Consider the following 17,495-nt stretch of genomic DNA (forward strand, 5'->3'; position numbering starts at 1 on the left):
TCCAAACGATATTATTTTTAATATTCACAACTGACGCATGGTCAGCCAAATTATTGGTATGCCCAAATCAAACAAAGATATTGACGTGAAGCCTTTGTTAGCTTTTGACTTCAGGAGTCACAGTTCGATTGCGTGAAATGGTATATTCATGGAGCATCCCGCCGATGCCACAGGTTTGTCTCGACGGGGTACGAGCCATCCTTTGGTAATTCTACCAATCCAGCGCGCCAATCGTGCACAAAAAATACGCAGATGGTCATGTAGATTTGCAATACTACTTTCCGTAGGGTCAAATTTCGCTCTGTCTGGCTGCGGCGCGCCACGCACGATCATATCCGGATCATCGGTCACGACGGTCCCGCCGGAGGCCGCCTTCGTCTCACTGGGTGCGAGCACACCGGCCGTCGTTTCCGTACTCCAGACCGCTTATGCGAATGCCACGCGGCAAACCATCGCGCTTGCAACCGATGGGTCTGCGCCAGGGCAGAACCAGTTGCGTGTCGACATCTTCGGCATCAGCAACGAGAACGCCGGCGCCGAAAGTACGCTGGCGGATCGCTCGCTCAGCGAGGATCAATTGACCACCGAGGCCGAGGCGGCGCTGCCGGGGGTGCCGCTGCACCGCTCGCTCACCTATGTGCAGAACCAGTACGGGCCGTTCGGCTATGCGCTCGGCCGGGCCGCGCGGGAATCGTGCATCTATGCCTGGCAGCGCATCGCGACACCGGACCTCGACGTTTCCCTGTTCAACCGGCGCGCCACCATCTCGATCCGCCTGCGCCTGTGCGAGCCCAATGCTACGGAGACCAATCTCGTCGCCGCCATGATGGGGCTGCATGTCAATGCCTCCCTGTCGAGCGGCAACTGGTCCCAGGCGCCGCGCCCCCTGTCCCCTGATCTTGGCGCCGCCGGTGCTCCGATGGGGCCCTCCCCCGCCTCGGCTGTGCCCGCGCCGGCCGGCCCCGCAAGAACCGGCACAAAGCGTGCGCGCAGGCCCGTGCGTGCAAGCGCAAAACCGGCACCCGCAACCACCCAGCCCGGCAACCCGCCTGAAGGAAATGGTGTGACGATTCCCCCGCCTCCAGCAGTCGAGGCTCCCGGCACCGGAGCGCCAGCTGTCCCGCCGCCACCCGTGATTCCGGCGCCGCCCCAGGGAGCGCAGCCATGACCAAGGTCTTCGTCGCCCTGCTCTGGGCGCTCGCGTCTGTCTTCGTCCTCATATTGGTCACCCTGCCGATCAGCCAGCAGGCCCACCTCATCGCCGGCACGGCGGTGGTGATCGCCATGGCATTCCTGAAGGTATTCAAACCGAGCGGCATCTGGCGTCCGGTCGCCCTTGCCCTCGGCACCTCCATCGTGCTGCGCTATGTCTACTGGCGCACCACCAGCACGCTGCCGCCGATCAACCAGCCGGAGAACTTCATCGTCGGCCTGACCGTCTATCTCGCCGAGATGTACTGCGTGTGCATGCTGGCGCTGTCGCTGTTCGTGGTGTCGTCGCCTTTGCCCTCGCGCGTGGCGCCGCGACTCAAGGACGAGGAACTGCCCAGCGTCGATGTCTTCGTCCCCAGCTACAACGAAGGCAGCGAACTCCTGGCAAGGACCCTGGCGGCGGCGAAAGGCATGGACTATCCGCCGGACAAACTCCATGTCTACCTGCTCGATGACGGTGGCACCGAACAGAAGCGCAATGCCCAGAACATCGAATCGGCAACGGAGGCACAGCAGCGCCATGCCGAACTGAAGAGCCTGTGCGCCGGACTGGGCGTGCATTATCTCACCCGCGCCCGCAACGAACACGCCAAGGCCGGCAATCTCAACAATGGCCTTGCCCACTCCTCCAGCGAGATCGTGGTCGTCTTCGATGCCGACCATGCCCCCGCCCGCGACTTCCTTCATTGCACCATCGGCTTCTTCAAGGACCACCCGAAGCTGTTCATGGTCCAGACGCCGCATTTCTTCCTCAACCCGGACCCGGTCGAGCGCAATCTGCGCACCTTCCTGAAGATGCCGTCCGAGAACGAGATGTTCTACGGCATCATCCAGCGCGGCCTCGACAAGTGGAATGCCTCCTTCTTCTGTGGCTCGGCCGCCGCCCTCAGCCGTGCGGCGCTCGCCGAGACCGGCGGCTTCAAGGGGCGCAGCATCACCGAGGATTGCGAGACGGCGATGGAACTCCATGCGCGCGGCTGGCATAGCATCTATGTCGACAAGCCCCTGATCGCGGGCCTGCAGCCGGCGACCTTTGCCAGCTTCATCGGCCAGCGCTCCCGCTGGGCACAGGGCATGGTGCAGATCTTCCTGTTCCAGCGCCCTTTCATGAAGCGCGGACTCAGCATCTCGCAGCGCATATGCTACATGTCGAGCATCCTGTTCTGGTTTTTCCCGGTGGCGAGATTGATCTTTCTCATCGCGCCGATGTTTTACCTCTTTTTCAATCTGGAGATCTTCGTTTCATCAGGTCAGGAGTTTCTATCCTATACGCTCTCATACATGCTCGTGAACCTGATGATGCAGAACTATCTCTATGGTTCGTATCGCTGGCCCTGGGTTTCCGAGCTCTATGAATATGCGCAGACACTCTATCTCCTGCCGGCGCTCATCTCGGTGCTCATGCATCCCACCAAGCCAACCTTCCGGGTGACCGCCAAGGACGATTCGGTCGCCGAGAGCCGGCTGTCCGAGATCGCCTGGCCGCTCTTCGCCTTCTTCTGCGTGATGCTCGCCGGCATCGCCATGACGATCTTCCGGTTCATCGAACAGCCCTACAAGGCGGATGTGACCGTGGTGGTCGGCCTGTGGAATATCCTGAACGTGCTGCTCGCCGGCTGCGCGCTCGGCGTGGTCTGCGAGCGTGGCGAGCGGCAGTCGACCCAGCGCGTGAAGGCGGACAGGCGGTGCGAGCTGACTTTCGGGGAAACCACCGTCAGCGCCATGATCGAGAACGTCTCGGCCTATGGCGCCGGCATCCGCCTGGTCGGCCCCGTCAAGGGCCTGTCGCGCGACAGCCATCTGCGCATCCGCTTCACCCCGTTGACGAAGCTGGATGGCGATCCCGAACTGCCGGTCGTCGTCCGGAGGATCGACAGCAATGCCGGCACGACCACTGTGGGCGTGCGTTATGTGACGACGGAGCCGGTCCATTACCGCCTCATTGCCGATCTGCTCTATGCCAATTCGGATCGTTGGACGGCCTTCCAGGCGGGGCGCCGCTACAATCCGGGCCTGGTGCGTGGCACGATCTGGTTCTACGCCCTCGCTCTCAAGCAAACGATCAGGGGCCTGGTCTACCTCTATCGGGCCTCGGTACCGGCGCGCGCGGCAAGCGTGGCGCCCCAGAAAAGCGCGGGGGAGCCTACATGAGGCGCCTCGCCCCAACCCTTCTTGCCGTGGCGGTGATGCTGGCAGGCCTGCCCCAGTTGCGGGCGGAGGACTCGGCGTCTCCCTTCGACATGACACCGGAACGCGGCAAAATACCTGCGCGGCCTGCAATGCCGCCGCCTGCCACACCCGAGCCCGCACAGACTGCTCCCGCACCCGCCGCTTCGACACCATCCACGCCCAGCCCGCCCAAGGTGGAGCAGGCGGTGATCAGCCCGCTCGATCGCCCTATCCTGCCTTTCCGCCACCTCGTCCTGGAAGGGGAGATCGACAGCCGGGCCTGGAATGTCGTCCTGACCGGGGAGCAGGCCGCGAGCCCTGCCACGCTCACGCTCGGCTACAAGGCCGCCGTGATGGTGGCGCCGGAAACTTCGCGCCTTGCTCTTTTCGTCAACAACCAGGCCATCTTCGACGCGCCGGTGGCAGCCACCGACGAGGTCGGCAAGCTGTCGGCGGAGCTGCCTGCCGGTCTCCTGAAGGCTGGTGCCAATCTCTTCCGCCTGCAGATCGTCCAGCGCCACCGCACCGATTGCACCATCAGCTCCACCTATGAGTTGCGCACCGAGATCGACAGCACAGCGACGGCACTTCATTTCCGCGCTCCGGCGGCGGCACGCCTGTCACGCGTCGAGGATCTTGCCGCCATCGGCCCTGATTCCAATGGGCTCGCGCATCTGCGCATCCTCATGCCTTCCCTCGGCCGTAAGACCTTGACGGGTCCCGTGCTTCGCTTCTCCCAGGCCGCGGCCGTCCTGATCGCCATGCCGAGCCTCAGCATCTCGGTCATGGCCCGCCCGGACGAACCCGTCGATCCCGGCACCGTGACGGCGGCCATCGGCACGGCCGATGAGTTGCGCCCGATGATACGGGGCCTGCCGGCGGATGCGGCCTCCCGCCCCATCGTGACCTTCGTCGACGACCCCGCCCTCGGCTCCTCCACCCTGGTGGTCTCGGGCCCCTCCTCTGCCGCGGTCTCGCAGGCCGTCGATGCCGTGGCAAGCCTGGCCGACAGGCCGAAGGGGCGCGCCCGCGACGTGCTAGACACCAGCCGCTGGTTTGCGCCCAATCCGCCGCTGCTCGTGCAGGCGAGCCACCTCAAGCTCGCCGATCTCGGCGTCAGCACGCAGGAATTTGCCGGCCGCCGCTTCAAGACCGAATTCCAGATCGGCATGCCCTCGGATTTCTACGCGGACTCCTCGGGCGAGGCGACCCTGCTGCTCGATGCGGCCTATAGCGGCGAGGTGCTGCCCGGCAGCCACATGGACATCTATGTCAACGGCGACATCGCTGCGACCACGCCGATGAGCACCAGCGGCGGGGACATCCTGCGGCACCTGCCGATCCGCATTCCGATGACCCATTTCCAGCCCGGCCCGAACCGCATCACTTTCGAGGCCCAACTCCACACCAACGCCGACCTCGAATGCGCGACCGGGCCGACGAAGGGCAGCAACCGCTTCGCCCTGTTCGACAGCAGCGAGTTCGTGATGCCGGGCTACGCCCGCATCGCGCAGCTGCCCAATCTTGCGGCTCTCCAGGGCACGGCTTTTCCGTATAATTCCTCCACCGATCCGGTGGCGCTCGTGCTCAGCAGTTTCGACGCCGATACGATGTCGGCGGCGGCGACGCTGCTTGCCCGCATGGCGGTCGCGGCGGGGCGCCTGATCGAACTCGATCTCGATGCGCCCTCACTCGATAATCGCAACACGCTCTTCGTTGCCCCCGCCCCAGCAATCCCCGACCCCGTGCCGGCACAGCTCGACCTCGACGAGCAGTTGCGCAGCGGCTGGAAGGCCCGCGAGGAGGTACCGCAAGGCCCGGTCGTGGCCGGCAACACCCTCGGGCCTACCACGGCACCGACGCTTCCGGTGGCCGCCAGCGAACCGTCCGACACGCAGGAGACCTTCGATCGCTGGCGCGACACGCTGTCGACGGAAGGGAGCGGCTGGCAAGGCAATGTCAGCGCCTTCGAGGACTGGCTGCAGCGCACTTTCCAGGTCTCCAGCCAGACCCTGCGCTTCCTGCCCTCCCGTGATGTTCCCTATCATCCCTCGCGCGATGCCACGGTGATGATCGCCCAAGGCCCGAGCCCGAGTGGCGACAAGGCCTGGACGCTGATCACCGCTCCCACCGAGAACCTCCTGCGCCAAGGCGCAACCACCTTCACTGCCAGCCCGCAATGGTTCCAGCTCAGCGGCAGGCTGGTGACCTACAATGCGCGAGTCGCCGAGGTGCAGACCCAACCCGTCACCACCTTCTCCTTCATCCCCACCCAACCCGTTTCTTTCACCAATCTGCGCCTGGTCGCGGCGAACTGGCTGTCGGAAAACCTCCTGGCGTTCGCCGTCCTGCTTTTTGCCGCTTGCCTGCTGCTTGGCCTTGCAACAGCCTTGTTCCTGTCCCGCATAGGCCGGAGAAGTTCCCCATGACCAGGCGCCGCGGATCCGGCCCTATCCCCCTGCTGGCTGCGCTGGCCATGACTGCGGCGTCCCTGCTGCCGCTCGGCCCCGGCCATGCGGCGCCACTGGGCGAGCCGGCCCGGCCGGGCACGCTGACAGCCCAGCAATGGCAGCCCTGGCGCGACCGCTTCGTGACGCTGGACGGACGCGTCGTCGATACCGCCAACAAGAATATCAGCCACAGCGAGGGCCAGGGCTACGGCCTCCTGCTCGCAGTGCTCGCGGAGGATCGCGAGACCTTCACGCGCATCTGGACCTTCACCCACAATGAGTTGCTGCTGCGCGACGACGGGCTGGCGGTCTGGCGCTGGGATCCCGACAGCAAGCCGCATGTCACCGACATCAATGACGCCGCCGACGGCGACATCCTCATCGCCTATGCCCTCGCTCTGGGCGGCGATCTGTGGAAGGTAGCTTCCTGGACCGAGACTTCGCGCACCATGGCGGCCGCGATCGGCCAGCGGCTCGTGCATCGCGCCGAGAGCCGCACCATTCTGTTGCCGGGCGTGAAAGGCTTCGGTGCACAGGACCGGCCTGATGGCCCCGTGGTCAATCTCTCCTACTGGATCTTCGAGGCGCTGCCGGTGCTTGCGCATCTGGCGCCCAATGCCGACTGGCAGGCCCTGGCCGCCAGCGGGCACGACCTGGTACGGGAAGCGCGTTTCAGCAGCGCAGCGCTGCCAGCCGACTGGATCTCGCTGAAATCCGCCAAGCCTGCCTTGGCTTCCGGTTTCGCACCACGATTCAGTTATGACGCCGTGCGTATTCCACTCTATCTGGTGCGTGCCGGCGTGAGCGACCGGGATCTGCTCGAACCCTTCGCCAAGGCCTGGGGCGACGGCGGCGCAGCGCCGGCAATCGTCAATCTCGAAGATGGCCAGCCTGCCGGCACCATGGACGATCCCGGCTACCGCATGATCGGGGCCGTGCTGCAATGCGCCCTGGAGCGCAAGCCTGTCCCGGCCGAGCTGCGCTCGCCGAAACTCGATGTCTATTATCCCGCCACGCTCTATCTGCTGGCCCTCGCCGGCGTGGCGCAACATTATCCGGAGTGCCTGTGAGACCGCCCGGCTTCCTCGCCATCGTCCTGGGATTGCTACTGTTCTGCAGCGTGGCCTGGCAGATCGTCGGCCTATGGAACCAGCCGGGCAACGTCTACCGGCCTTCGAGTGAAAGCCGTCCCCTGGTCCAGCGTGCCCCCGTAACCGCGAGTACTGCCCAGGCGGCGGAGATCCTCACGCCGAGGAGCGACAGCAACGGTCAGCCCCCGGCCGCCCCCGCCGCGCCGCCCGCACCAGCGCCGGCTGCACCAGCGCCGGCAACCCAGCCGGAGGCGGCGCCGGCGCCACAGGCAGCGGCACCGGCGGTCAAGCCCGCGGTCGACGAGACGGCGTTGCGCTATTTCGCGCGACAGGGCGATACCAAGCGCCTGAACACCGAGATCGCGCGCCTGCGCTCGCTCTATCCGGACTGGGTGCCGCCCGACGATCCCCTGAAGGGGACGCCGGTCTCCGATCCGCAGCTCGACGCCCTCTGGCAGCTCTACACGCAGGGCCAACTCGCCGCGGCCCGCGCCGCCATTGCGGCACGCCAGGCCAAGGAGCCGGGCTGGGCACCGCCGAAGGACCTCCTCGACCGTCTTTCTGTCGCGGAGACACGCGAACGGCTGGTGAATGCCTCGAACCTCAAGCAACATATGACGGTGATCGAGCTGGCGACGACGACACCGAGCCTGCTGACCTGCGGCGACGTCGACGTGCTCTGGCGCGTCGCCGAGGCCTTCGCGCAGACCGATCGCGCCATGCGGGCACAGGACGCCTATCGTTACATCCTCACCTCATGCACCGATCCGCGCGACCGGTTGTCAACCATGCAGAAGGCGACGGCCCTGCTGCCGCGCGAGGATCTCGAGCCGCTCTTCGCGCTCGGCCATACGGGTACCGACGGCGACGAGTTTCACTCGATCCGCGAAGGGCTGGCGCGCAACGCTATCGCGGCCGGGGCCGCCGACGCCAAGGCCAGCGCCGATCCGGCCGACCTGAAGCTTCTCCAGGATGTTGCCGGCGCCAGCAATTCCCCGGCCGATGCTCTACTGCTCGGCAGCTATTTCCGCCTGCATGGCGATCCCGTCCAGGCCGAGCACTGGTATCGCCTGTCCTATGAGCACCAGAACGCCGCCCCGGCGGCCGAGGGTCTCGCCCTTGCCCTGATCAGCCTGAAGCGTGCGGCCGAGGCAGAGGCCATCCTCGCCCCCTGGCACGACACCAATGACGGAACCCGCAAGAGCTATATGGCGACGATCGCCAATCTCCTCGCCCAGCAGCCGCCACCGGTGCTGGCGACGGATGTGCTCTCCCGCTTCGTCACCGCAGTGGCGACCCAGCGCGATCCCGCCGCGGCGCAGCAGCTCGGCTGGTATTCGCATTTCTACCGGCAGGACGAGACGGCGGCTCGCTGGTTCGCGGCTGCTCTCAGCTGGAATCCGGACGATGAACCTTCGGCCTTCGGATTGGCCATCGCCAACCTGGCCATGAACAGGCGCGATGCGGCGCGCAGCGTCGTGAATGCCTGGGGCCAGCGCTCGCTTCGCATCCGGGCGCTCGTCGACCCAGCCGCCGCGCGGGAATTGGCACGCACGGGTATGCAGGCGGTGCCACCCCAGCAGACATTCCAGGCCCCGCAGACGTTCCAAGCCCCGCAAACTTTCCCGACCCCGCAGGCGGTCCAGAGTCCGACCCAGCAGGTCATGCCGGTTGCGCCCGCAGCTACGGCCCCGACGCCGCAGAGCCCCACTCCTCTGCCCCAGGCCGCACCCATGCCAGCACCGGCGCCCCAGGCAGCGATGCAGGCCCCGTTGCCCGCCCCTGTCCAGCCCACCCCTGTCCAATCCGTTATGGACCAGCCGGTGGCGATGGCGGAGCCGCAGGCCGAGGCGCCGGCTCCGCGCAACGCCTCCCGGCGTCCGCGGCGCGGCGGCCCTGCCTCTGCTGCCGTCCCCTCTCCGGGTCGCGGCGGCTGCCCTGGTGGTCTCGCGGGCGGCTGGTGCCTGATGAAGCTCGATCGCCCCTCCGAAGCCGTGATCGCCTTCCAGGGCGCGCTGTCCGGGGGCTCGGCACAAAGCCGGCAGGATGCGGCCTATGGCTTGTCGCTGGCCTATCTCCGGCTGGGCCTGACCTCCCAGGCTGCGACCGCCTCCACGCAGGCGCCCCTGCAGGCGGGACGGGCGCGTGACCTCAATCTCTCCATCCTCACGCAGCGCATCCTCGCCGATTACCAGGCAGGCCACTATGCGCAGGTTCTGATCGGGCTCGACACCCGGGCCACGCTGGCACCCGAGCAGACCGATCTCCTGTTGCTGCGTGGCTGGTCCTACTACCACCTCCAGCGTCTCACGGAAGCGCGACGGGTGTTCGAGACCCTCGCGGCGGCCGGCAACCAGGACGCGGCTGGAGGCCTGCAAGCGGTCAGGGAGGCGACCCACAGCCGCTACTGACAAAAATGGCGCCTCCGCCGAGAGCGTTTTGCGATTTGACGGAATCGGTAAGAATCGCAAAGACGCGTTAAAACAAAGAGTTAGAGCAATGGGCGTTTGCGTGTAAACACGCTTTGCTCTAGCGGAGGCGCCTCTCTTACGAGACCAGCTCGCTATCCCAATAGAGATAGTCGACCCAGCTCTCATGCAGGTAGTTGTGCGGGTAGCGCCGGCTCGCCTCGAGCAGATCCCAGGGCGAGGGCCGGGCCGGCTTGCGGATCGGCCTCATGTCCATTCTATCCGCCTTCTGCGCGTTGCAATCGCCGCAGGCCGCGACGATGTTCTCCCACGAGGTCGCCCCACCCTTGGAGCGCGGGATCACGTGCTCGAACTGCAGGTCGCGGGCCTGGAAGCCCTCGCCGCAATATTGGCAGCTGAACTCGTCGCGCAGGAACAGGTTGAACCGGGTGAACGGCACCGTGCGGTCGACCTTCTGGTAATCGCGCAGGGCGACCACCGAAGGCAGGCGCATCGTCGTCGAGGGACTGCGAACCACGGCATCATATTCCGCCACCACGCTTACGCGGTCGAGAAACACGGCACGCAGCGCATCCTGCCAGGACAGGAGCGACAACGGAAAATATCTCAGGGGCCGAAAATCGGCGTTCAAGATGAGCGCAGGATGCGATGACATGACGACCTCAATGACTCAACACTTTACTCCTGGGGTGACGGCGGGTTGGAGGAATGGGATGACCGGTTGCCCGGCCGGCGGATAGGCTTTGGTTCGGCTTTCGCTGTCAGGCCTCCGGCCAGCCCCGTTGGCTGGTCTAGCTGGACGGTTGTCCGGCAACGAAAAAACAGGAAGATGACAAGAGAATGTGCGGCGCGTGGCCAGATACGGGCGTGACGAGGCGCGCGATCGGGCGCACGACGAAAACTGATCTGGATGATACGGGCGTACAAACCCTCCTGCCATCAAGGCGGAGGGGACTGCCCTGCCGCCGGATTATATGGTGTGTTGACTGAACACCGCTTTTCCGGCGGCTTCATTCAACGTTGACAGCGTATCCCTGCCGCAACCCTCATGCATCACGCCGCCGCGGACGCGCGATTCCAGGCACGGCGCAAAGGCCGGTAGAATGCGGGCGTCATAAGCAAACGCAAAAGGGGCGACGAGGATCTGCAACATGGTTTCCTGGCTCGGGAAGGGAAGAGCCCTTCCTGATGACTAGGCTTATGGCTCTCGATACGCGCAAAAATCAAGCCAGAAACGGCGATCCCCCTTCCGAAAAGTCAACTTTTTCGACGCTATTGAGTAATTCAAATCTCGGTTCGAGATGGCCGGATAATCTATTATCTTATAATATAAGATCGGCCGCCGGCAGTGCACCTTCCTCAGCGATGAGAATTATTGCTTCCATCGCGATTGTCTCGCCGCGCATTGCAAGGCCGCGGCGTGGCTAGCCGGGCCGGTGGGGCGGCCAAAGGCATCGCCACGGTAAACCCCCTCCCCCGAATCGCCGCACTTGCCTATCCCCTCCCTCACGCATGATGGTGCATGCCCCTTCGGCGCCGATCATGCCCAGCGGGGAAACAGCCATGCCCAACGACGAAAGCGATGCCATCAGCGCCTTCGGGCCGGATTTTCCGTTTGCCTATGACGATTGGCTGGCCCATCCCGCCGGGCTCGGTGCGGTGCCGGCCGAGAAGCATGGCGCGCGCGTTGCCATTATCGGCGCCGGGGCGGCCGGGCTGGTGGCGGGCTATGAGCTGATGCGGCTCGGCCTCAGGCCGGTGCTCTACGAATCGGCCCGGCTCGGCGGGCGACTGCGCTCGCAGCGCTTCGAGGGCACGGAGGGCATCGTGGCCGAGCTCGGCGGCATGCGCTTTCCGGTGTCCTCGCGCGGCTTTTATCATTATGTCGACCTGCTCGGCCTGGAAACGCGGCCCTTTCCCAATCCACTCACACCGGCCGCCGGCTCTACGGTGATCGATCTCGAGGGCGAGACCCTCTACGCCCGCACGCTGGACGACCTGCCGCCGCTCTACCGGGAGGTCGCCGCCGCCTATCACCAGGCCCTGGAGGACGGCGCTCAGTTCTCCGCCCTGCAAGCGGCGATGCGGGCGCGCGACGCCCAGCGCATCAAGGCGATCTGGGATCCGATCGTCCAGGCGTGGGACGAGCGCACCTTCTATGATTTCGTGGTGTCCTCGCAGGCTTTCCGCAAGCTCTCCTTCCGCCATCGCGAGGTGTTCGGGCAGGTGGGCTTCGGCACCGGCGGCTGGGATTCCGATTTCCCCAATTCGATGCTTGAGATTCTCCGGGTCAATCTCGGCGGCTTCGACGATGAGCAGCGCTATGTGGTCGGCGGCGTCGAGCAGGTCGCCCAGGGCATCTGGCGACAAGCGCCAGAGAAGCTGACGTATTGGCCCGCCGGCACCACGCTGGCCGGGCTCAATGCCGGTGCCACCAGGGGCCGGGCGCAGGCGATCGCCCATAACGGCAAGGGCGGCTTTGCGGTGATGGACCAGTGGGGGAACCGCGACGACTATGAAGCCGTGGTCGTCACCTGCCAGAGCCATCTGCTCACCACCTCGATCGACGCCGAGGAGAGCCTGTTCGATCAGAAGCTCTGGATGGCGCTCGACCGCACGCGCTACATGCAGGCCGCCAAGACCTTCGTGATGGTCGACCGTCCCTTCTGGAAGGACAAGGATCCGGATACCGGCCGCGACCGGATGTCGATGACGCTAACCGACCGCATCACGCGGGGCACCTATCTGTTCGACAATGGCGACGACAGGCCGGGCGTGATCTGCCTGTCCTATTCCTGGATGACCGACGCGCTGAAGGTGCTGCCACTGCCGGCCGAGCGGCGGGTGGAGCTCGCCCTCTCGGCCTTGTCGAAGATCTATCCGGGGCTGGACATCGCCGGCCACATCATCGGAAGCCCGATCTGCGTAAGCTGGGAGGCGGACGAGAATTTCCTCGGCGCCTTCAAGGGCGCGCTGCCGGGGCATTACCGCTACAACCACCGCATGTACGGCCATTTCATGCAGGCCGACCTGCCGGAAAGCCAGCGTGGTATCTTCATGGCCGGTGACGGCGTGAGCTGGACGCCGGCCTGGGTAGAGGGCGCGGTGCAGACCGCGCTCAACGCGGTATGGGGCGTGATGACCCATCTCGGCGGACGCTCGCCCGACGGCAATCCCGGTCCAGGTGACCTCTATCCCGCGCTGAAGCCGGTCGATCTGGTGGATTGAGCGGGAAGCGCTGCGGGCGTCTTTATGTTTCAGCTTTTGCGGAAGGGTGTGCGGTGCTGACCTGCCCGTCAGTCACTTCCCAATTTTTTGTCTGCCACCCTAATTTCGCCATTTCCTCAGGCCAAAAGCGGGCCTATAACGATTTATCCATCCTTCCCGAACTAGAATCGGACCGTTTCCTTCAAGGCCTGCCGCTTGGGCAGGTCGCTGCACGAATTGTCATTTCCATGTCGGAGTTAGCCTTCGGTGCCATGCCTCAGATGGCTCGGCCCAATTTCAGAACAACCGCGCTGATCATTGCCAGCGCCATGTTCATGGAGCAGCTAGACGCCACGGTCCTGGCGACCGCGCTGCCCACCATGGCAAAATCCTTTCAGGTCTCGCCGGCGCATATGAGCATTGCGCTGACCTCCTATCTCCTCAGCCTCGCCGTGCTCATCCCCGCCAGCGGCAAGATTGCGGACCGTTATGGCGCGCGCACGGTGTTTGCCTCGTCCGTCGTCATCTTCATGCTCGGCTCGATCCTCTGCGCCCTGGCGCCGAGCCTCTCGATGCTGGTGGCGGCGCGCGTGCTGCAGGGCGCAGGCGGGGCGATGATGGTGCCGGTGGGGCGCCTCATCCTGCTGCGCACGGTGGACAAGCGCGACCTCGTCTCCGCCATGAGCTGGTTGCTGGTGCCGGCCCTGATCGGCCCGATCCTCGGGCCGCCGGTGGGCGGCTTCATCGTCAGCTATTTCGACTGGCGCTGGATCTTCTACATCAACATCCCGATTGGCTTCATCGGCCTGATCTTCATCCAGCTCTTCATCCCCAACACCAAAGAGGGCCGGCGCGAGCGCTTCGACATGGCCGGCTTCGTGCTCTCGGGCCTGTCGCTCGCCTGCCTCCTGTTCGGCTTCGAGATGACCAGCCGCGGCACGCTGGAGGAAGCGCCGATGGCGGTGGCGCTGCTCCTCATCGGCGTTGTGAGCGGGGCTGGTTATATCGTCTATGCTCGCCGACCGCACCGGTTTGAGCCGATCCTCGACCTCACGCTCATGCGGATCCGGAGCTTCCGCATCTCGGTGGTGGCGGGCTCGCTCTCCCGCATCACCCAGGGTGCACAGCCCTTCCTGCTGCCGCTGATGCTGCAGATCGGCTTCGGCCTGTCGCCGGTGGCGAGCGGGCTGATGACCTTCGCGACCGCCTGCGGCTCGATGCTGATGAAGGCCGCCGCCAGGCCCATCCTGAAGCGCTGGGGCTTTCGCGCCACGCTGATCTGGAATTCGGTGTTCTCCAGCCTGCTCTATGCCACTTGCGCCCTGTTCCGGCCGGATTGGCCGCATTGGGGCATCTTCGTGGTGCTGATGGTCTGCGGCTTCTCGATGTCGCTGCAGTTCACCGCCTACAACACCATCGCCTATGACGACATCCCGCCGAACCGCACCTCGTCGGCCAATAGCTTCTACACCACCTTCCAGCAACTGATGCTCTCCTTCGGTATCTGCACCGGCGCGCTGGTACTCACGGGCTCGCGCCTCGCCTTCGGCCATGCCGGCACCACGCTCGCCGATTTCTCGGTGGCGTTCCTGGTGGTGACGGCGGTCTCGCTGCTGGCGGCACCCGTCTCGGCCAGGCTGCCACAGGGGGCAGGGGATGCGATGAGCGGGCATCGGGCGCGGCGCGAGGCGACGGGAGAGGCGTAGGACCGCTTGTCAACGGGCGCTTTTGGTGTGCCGGTCTTCAGACCGGCATGGAAACGAGACAACGGCGGAAAAAGCGCCAGCCCCTCCTCCCCTCACCCCCGCCGATACGGCTCCAACTCCCTCCACCCCAGCAGCGCCGTCAGCTTCTCGCCGTCACTGGCGCGGCGGAACAGGCCGGGTGCCATCCACGGCGCGTGGCCGTCGACATTCGGCGCGCCGCGGCCCGCTCGCACATCTTCGATCCAGAGCGTGCGCGTCTCCAGCGAGATGCGCGTCAGGCCGGTGGTGTTGCCGACGCCGGCATGGGCATGGGCGGAGGAGAAGGCGATGACCTCGCCGGGCTCGATCACCACCGGTTCCACCCGGCCGACATCGACAGCCTCGGCGAGATGTGGAATGGCGTCGTCGGCGCCCAGCGAATGGCGCCCTTCCGTCCTGGCACGCGCCAGCAGGGCCTCGAGGTCGAAGCTTGCGCTGGTGTTGGGCACGGCCTGCGTCCACAGGTCCGGATAGAGCGCGAAAGTGCGCCCTTCGGTGATCGGATAGACCGGCGTCCACCAATTGGTCTGGGCGTACAGGTTGGAGCCCCAGGTGTCACGATGGAAGGCGACGGTCGAGGTGTTGCGCGAGCGCGGCAGCCCGGCGGCGGGATCCTGATGCGGCTGGAAGCGCAGATGCAGGCGGTCGCGTACGAGCAGCGTGGGGTCGAGCCCGGCAGCCTCGAACACCCCGGCCCACAGCCGCTTCACCGTATCGGAGCGCGCGAAGTTCTTCTCGATCTCGGCGAAGACTTCGACCTGCCTGTCGTGTGGGAGATGGCGGTGGATCTCCACGGGCGCATGCGGCGCGAAGACCTCCTCCAGCATGCCGCGCGTAAAGGCCACCAGATCGCGCATCGGCGCGAGATCCGCAAAGCGGGCCACCTTGCCCTGGTAGATCCGGTCATGGAAATCGCGCGGGGAGACCGGCACGGCAGGGGACGAATACATGAGTCGGACCAGCCTGAAACGCAGGACGAAAAGATCGCGCGAGCCTATGAGCCCAGACTAAAATTCGCAACACAGTGGAAGGAGTCGCAGATTTTGTCCTGCCCGGGCTTGACCCGGGCATCCAGCCGTCGCGCCTCCCTGGATCGCCGGGACAAGCCCGGCGATGACAAGAAGTCGAGGTTCTCATAACTTCTCGATCGAGTCTGGTCAGCTTCGTCCCGCCAGTTGAACCCGCGCGGGCGGCGTCTCGTCCGGCTGGACAAGGCGCCCCTCCTCCGCCTTGTTGATATATTGGCTTGCGACCAGCACGCCCTTGATCGGCCGGAGGATGGGGATGCAGGAAAGCAGCAGGAAGGGCAATGTGGTGACGAAATGCACCCAGAGCGGAGGGTCGTAGCTCAGCTCGATCCACATGCCGAAGCCGGTGGCCGGGAAGGCCATGGTCATCATCACGAAGAAGGCCGGGCCGTCGGCCGGATCGGCGAAGGAATAGTCGAGCCCGCAGGCATTGCATTTCGGCGCGAGCTTGAGAAATCCGTTGAAGAGCTTGCCGCGGCCACAACGGGGACAGCGGCCGCGAATGCCGACGCGCCAGATGGATTGTTCGGCTGCTGATTGTTCGGTCATGGCGAGGCTCCCTTGCCCTGCACGCGTCAAATGTATGGATTGATATTCCATACAAATACCACTATCTTGCATTGAGATTCGTTTGTTGGTGTCAGAAACGGCTTGATTGCCCGCCGACCGCCACCAATCGATGCCACTTATGTATTATTGTAGGCATACAAATGCAAGACAATTCTGTTGCGGCATTCTGGCTGCCCTCTGCCCTCGCCCGCGACGCACCGAAATATCTCGCCATCGCGCAGGCATTGTCCGCGGACATAAAGGCCGGCCGTCTCGCGCCCGGCACGCAGTTGCCGCCGCAGCGCCAGCTCGCCAAGGCGCTCGGCGTCGACCTCACCACGGTGACGCGCGCCTTCAACGAGATTCGCCGCGAGGGCCTGGTGGAGGGCAACACCAAGCGCGGCACCTTCGTCAGCGCCCCGAGAGCGCCGCGCCATGAACCTCCGGCGCGCTATGAGCCGCCAGGCCCCGACGCCTCGCCCCTCATCGATCTCAGCATGAACATGCCGCCCCAGCCAGCAGACGCTCTGCTGCGCGAGGCCATCCGCGACGGTATCGGCACCGTGCTGGCCTCCCCGCATGCCCTGCTGCAGCTGCATTACCAGGACAATGCCGGCGCCCCGGCCGACAGGGCCGCCGGCGCACTCTTCCTCGAGCCACGTCTCGGCCTCGTCGATCTCAATCGGCTGGTCGTTACCTCGGGGTCGCAGGCGGCCCTGTTCGCGGTGGTCTCCACCCTGATGGCGCCCGGCGCCGTGCTGGCGGCCCCGACGGTGACCTATCCCGGCCTGCGCTCGGTCGCCGCGCGCTGCGGCGTGCGCCTGGTGCCGGTGGCTGCGGACGAGGACGGGCTGATCCCCGACGAGTTCGAACGCCTGTGCCGGATCGTACCGCCCGCGGCACTTTATTGCGTGCCGACGCTCGACAATCCCACCACGGCAACCCTGCCCCGCGAGCGCCGCGAGGCCCTCGCCGCCATCGTCAGGCGCTACGACGTCGCCCTCATCGAGGACGATGCCTATGGCGCCCTGCCCGAGGCGGCGCCGGCGCCGATTGCCGCGATCGCGCCCGAGCGCACCTGGCACATCGCCACCCTCTCGAAATGCGCCACGCCGGCCCTGCGCCTCGCTTATGTCATGGCTCCGAGCCTGGCCGGCGCCCTGCAGGTAACGGCGCAGACCCGCGTCACCAATTTGATGGCGCCGCCCTTGATGGCCGGCCTCGCCTCCATCTGGATCAAGGACGGTACCATGGCGCGGCTCACCGCCTCGATCCGCCGCGAGAACCGGGCACGCCAGGCCATCGCCGCCGAAGCCTTGCGCGGCTTCAGTTTTCGCGCCGATCCCAACGCCCACCATCTCTGGCTCAGCCTGCCCAGGGCCTGGGCCGAGGCCGATTTCAGTGCCGACGCCCGCAAGGCGGGCCTTGCCATCGTCGGCAGCGAAGCCTTCGCCGTGGCCGCGCCGCCGCCGGCCCTGCGCATCTCCCTCGGCGCCGCCCCCAGCCAGGAAGCTCTGCGCCAGGGCCTCAACACCCTCGCCGCCATCCTCTCGGTGCCACCGCGCGGGGTGCCGGCGATCGTTTGAAAGAGTCTCACGTCGGCGTATCGATATCA

The 17,495-nt window shown here is 65.6% G+C and carries 12 protein-coding genes; 8 read left to right on the forward strand and 4 right to left on the reverse strand.

All coding sequences use genetic code 11. The annotated features are described in order from the left end of the window. Positions 1–148 precede the first annotated feature (148 nt). Genes bcsN through QQL24_RS18290 form a run of 5 tightly spaced genes read left to right on the forward strand, consistent with a single transcriptional unit; the run spans position 149 to position 9,333 of the window. Positions 149–1,168: a cellulose biosynthesis protein BcsN gene (gene bcsN / locus QQL24_RS18270; protein WP_284313726.1), complete on the forward strand. Its 1,020-nt coding sequence runs from the start codon at positions 149–151 to the stop codon at positions 1,166–1,168. Further along, positions 1,165–3,363 (forward strand): UDP-forming cellulose synthase catalytic subunit, encoded by a 2,199-nt coding sequence (bcsA, locus tag QQL24_RS18275; protein ID WP_284313727.1) that lies wholly within the window; start codon positions 1,165–1,167, stop codon positions 3,361–3,363. The genes bcsN and bcsA overlap by 4 nt, the downstream gene beginning before the upstream one ends. Next, positions 3,360–5,810, forward strand: a complete 2,451-nt coding sequence (locus tag QQL24_RS18280) for a cellulose biosynthesis cyclic di-GMP-binding regulatory protein BcsB (protein ID WP_284313728.1) — start codon at positions 3,360–3,362, stop codon at positions 5,808–5,810. Before bcsA ends, QQL24_RS18280 begins: the two co-directional genes overlap by 4 nt. Next, positions 5,807–6,901 carry a family 8 glycosyl hydrolase gene (locus tag QQL24_RS18285; RefSeq protein WP_284313729.1) on the forward strand — a complete coding sequence of 365 codons (1,095 nt, stop codon included), beginning with the start codon at positions 5,807–5,809 and terminating at the stop codon, positions 6,899–6,901. The genes QQL24_RS18280 and QQL24_RS18285 overlap by 4 nt, the downstream gene beginning before the upstream one ends. Then, on the forward strand, positions 6,898–9,333 hold the full coding sequence (locus QQL24_RS18290) for a cellulose synthase (RefSeq protein WP_284313730.1): 2,436 nt from the start codon (positions 6,898–6,900) through the stop codon (positions 9,331–9,333). The genes QQL24_RS18285 and QQL24_RS18290 overlap by 4 nt, the downstream gene beginning before the upstream one ends. A 136-nt stretch (positions 9,334–9,469) precedes the next feature. On the opposite strand, the gene QQL24_RS18295 is transcribed toward QQL24_RS18290, so the two are convergent. Together QQL24_RS18295 and QQL24_RS18300 are read right to left on the reverse strand one after the other, a co-directional pair. Next, positions 9,470–10,006: an HNH endonuclease gene (locus QQL24_RS18295; RefSeq protein ID WP_284313731.1), complete on the reverse strand. Its 537-nt coding sequence runs from the start codon at positions 10,004–10,006 to the stop codon at positions 9,470–9,472. A gap of 315 nt (positions 10,007–10,321) precedes the next feature. Next, positions 10,322–10,504: a hypothetical protein gene (locus QQL24_RS18300; RefSeq protein ID WP_284313732.1), complete on the reverse strand. Its 183-nt coding sequence runs from the start codon at positions 10,502–10,504 to the stop codon at positions 10,322–10,324. Between the two features lie 410 nt (positions 10,505–10,914). Here QQL24_RS18300 and QQL24_RS18305 point away from each other — a divergent pair, with 410 nt between their 5' ends. Both QQL24_RS18305 and QQL24_RS18310 read left to right on the forward strand, forming a co-directional pair. Continuing rightward, a complete protein-coding gene (locus QQL24_RS18305) occupies positions 10,915–12,579 on the forward strand; it encodes a flavin monoamine oxidase family protein (protein ID WP_284313733.1) in 1,665 nt (554 codons plus the stop codon). A 251-nt stretch (positions 12,580–12,830) separates the two neighbouring features. Further along, a complete protein-coding gene (locus QQL24_RS18310; protein WP_348536468.1) occupies positions 12,831–14,264 on the forward strand; it encodes a DHA2 family efflux MFS transporter permease subunit in 1,434 nt (477 codons plus the stop codon). Between the two features lie 92 nt (positions 14,265–14,356). Here the strand turns inward: QQL24_RS18310 and QQL24_RS18315 are convergent, their stop codons facing one another. Then, the gene (locus QQL24_RS18315) at positions 14,357–15,253 is read right to left on the reverse strand and encodes a hypothetical protein (protein ID WP_284313735.1); all 897 of its coding nucleotides are present in this window, start codon (positions 15,251–15,253) and stop codon (positions 14,357–14,359) included. Positions 15,254–15,460: 207 nt separating this feature from the next. Beyond that, on the reverse strand, positions 15,461–15,880 hold the full coding sequence (locus QQL24_RS18320; RefSeq protein ID WP_284313736.1) for a DUF983 domain-containing protein: 420 nt from the start codon (positions 15,878–15,880) through the stop codon (positions 15,461–15,463). 161 nt (positions 15,881–16,041) lie between these two features. Here QQL24_RS18320 and QQL24_RS18325 point away from each other — a divergent pair, with 161 nt between their 5' ends. Continuing rightward, on the forward strand, positions 16,042–17,466 hold the full coding sequence (locus QQL24_RS18325; RefSeq protein WP_284313737.1) for an aminotransferase-like domain-containing protein: 1,425 nt from the start codon (positions 16,042–16,044) through the stop codon (positions 17,464–17,466). The last annotated feature ends 29 nt before the right edge of the window (positions 17,467–17,495 follow it).

It is taken from the genome of Labrys miyagiensis, from assembly GCF_030160835.1.
Taxonomy (GTDB): domain Bacteria; phylum Pseudomonadota; class Alphaproteobacteria; order Rhizobiales; family Labraceae; genus Labrys; species Labrys miyagiensis.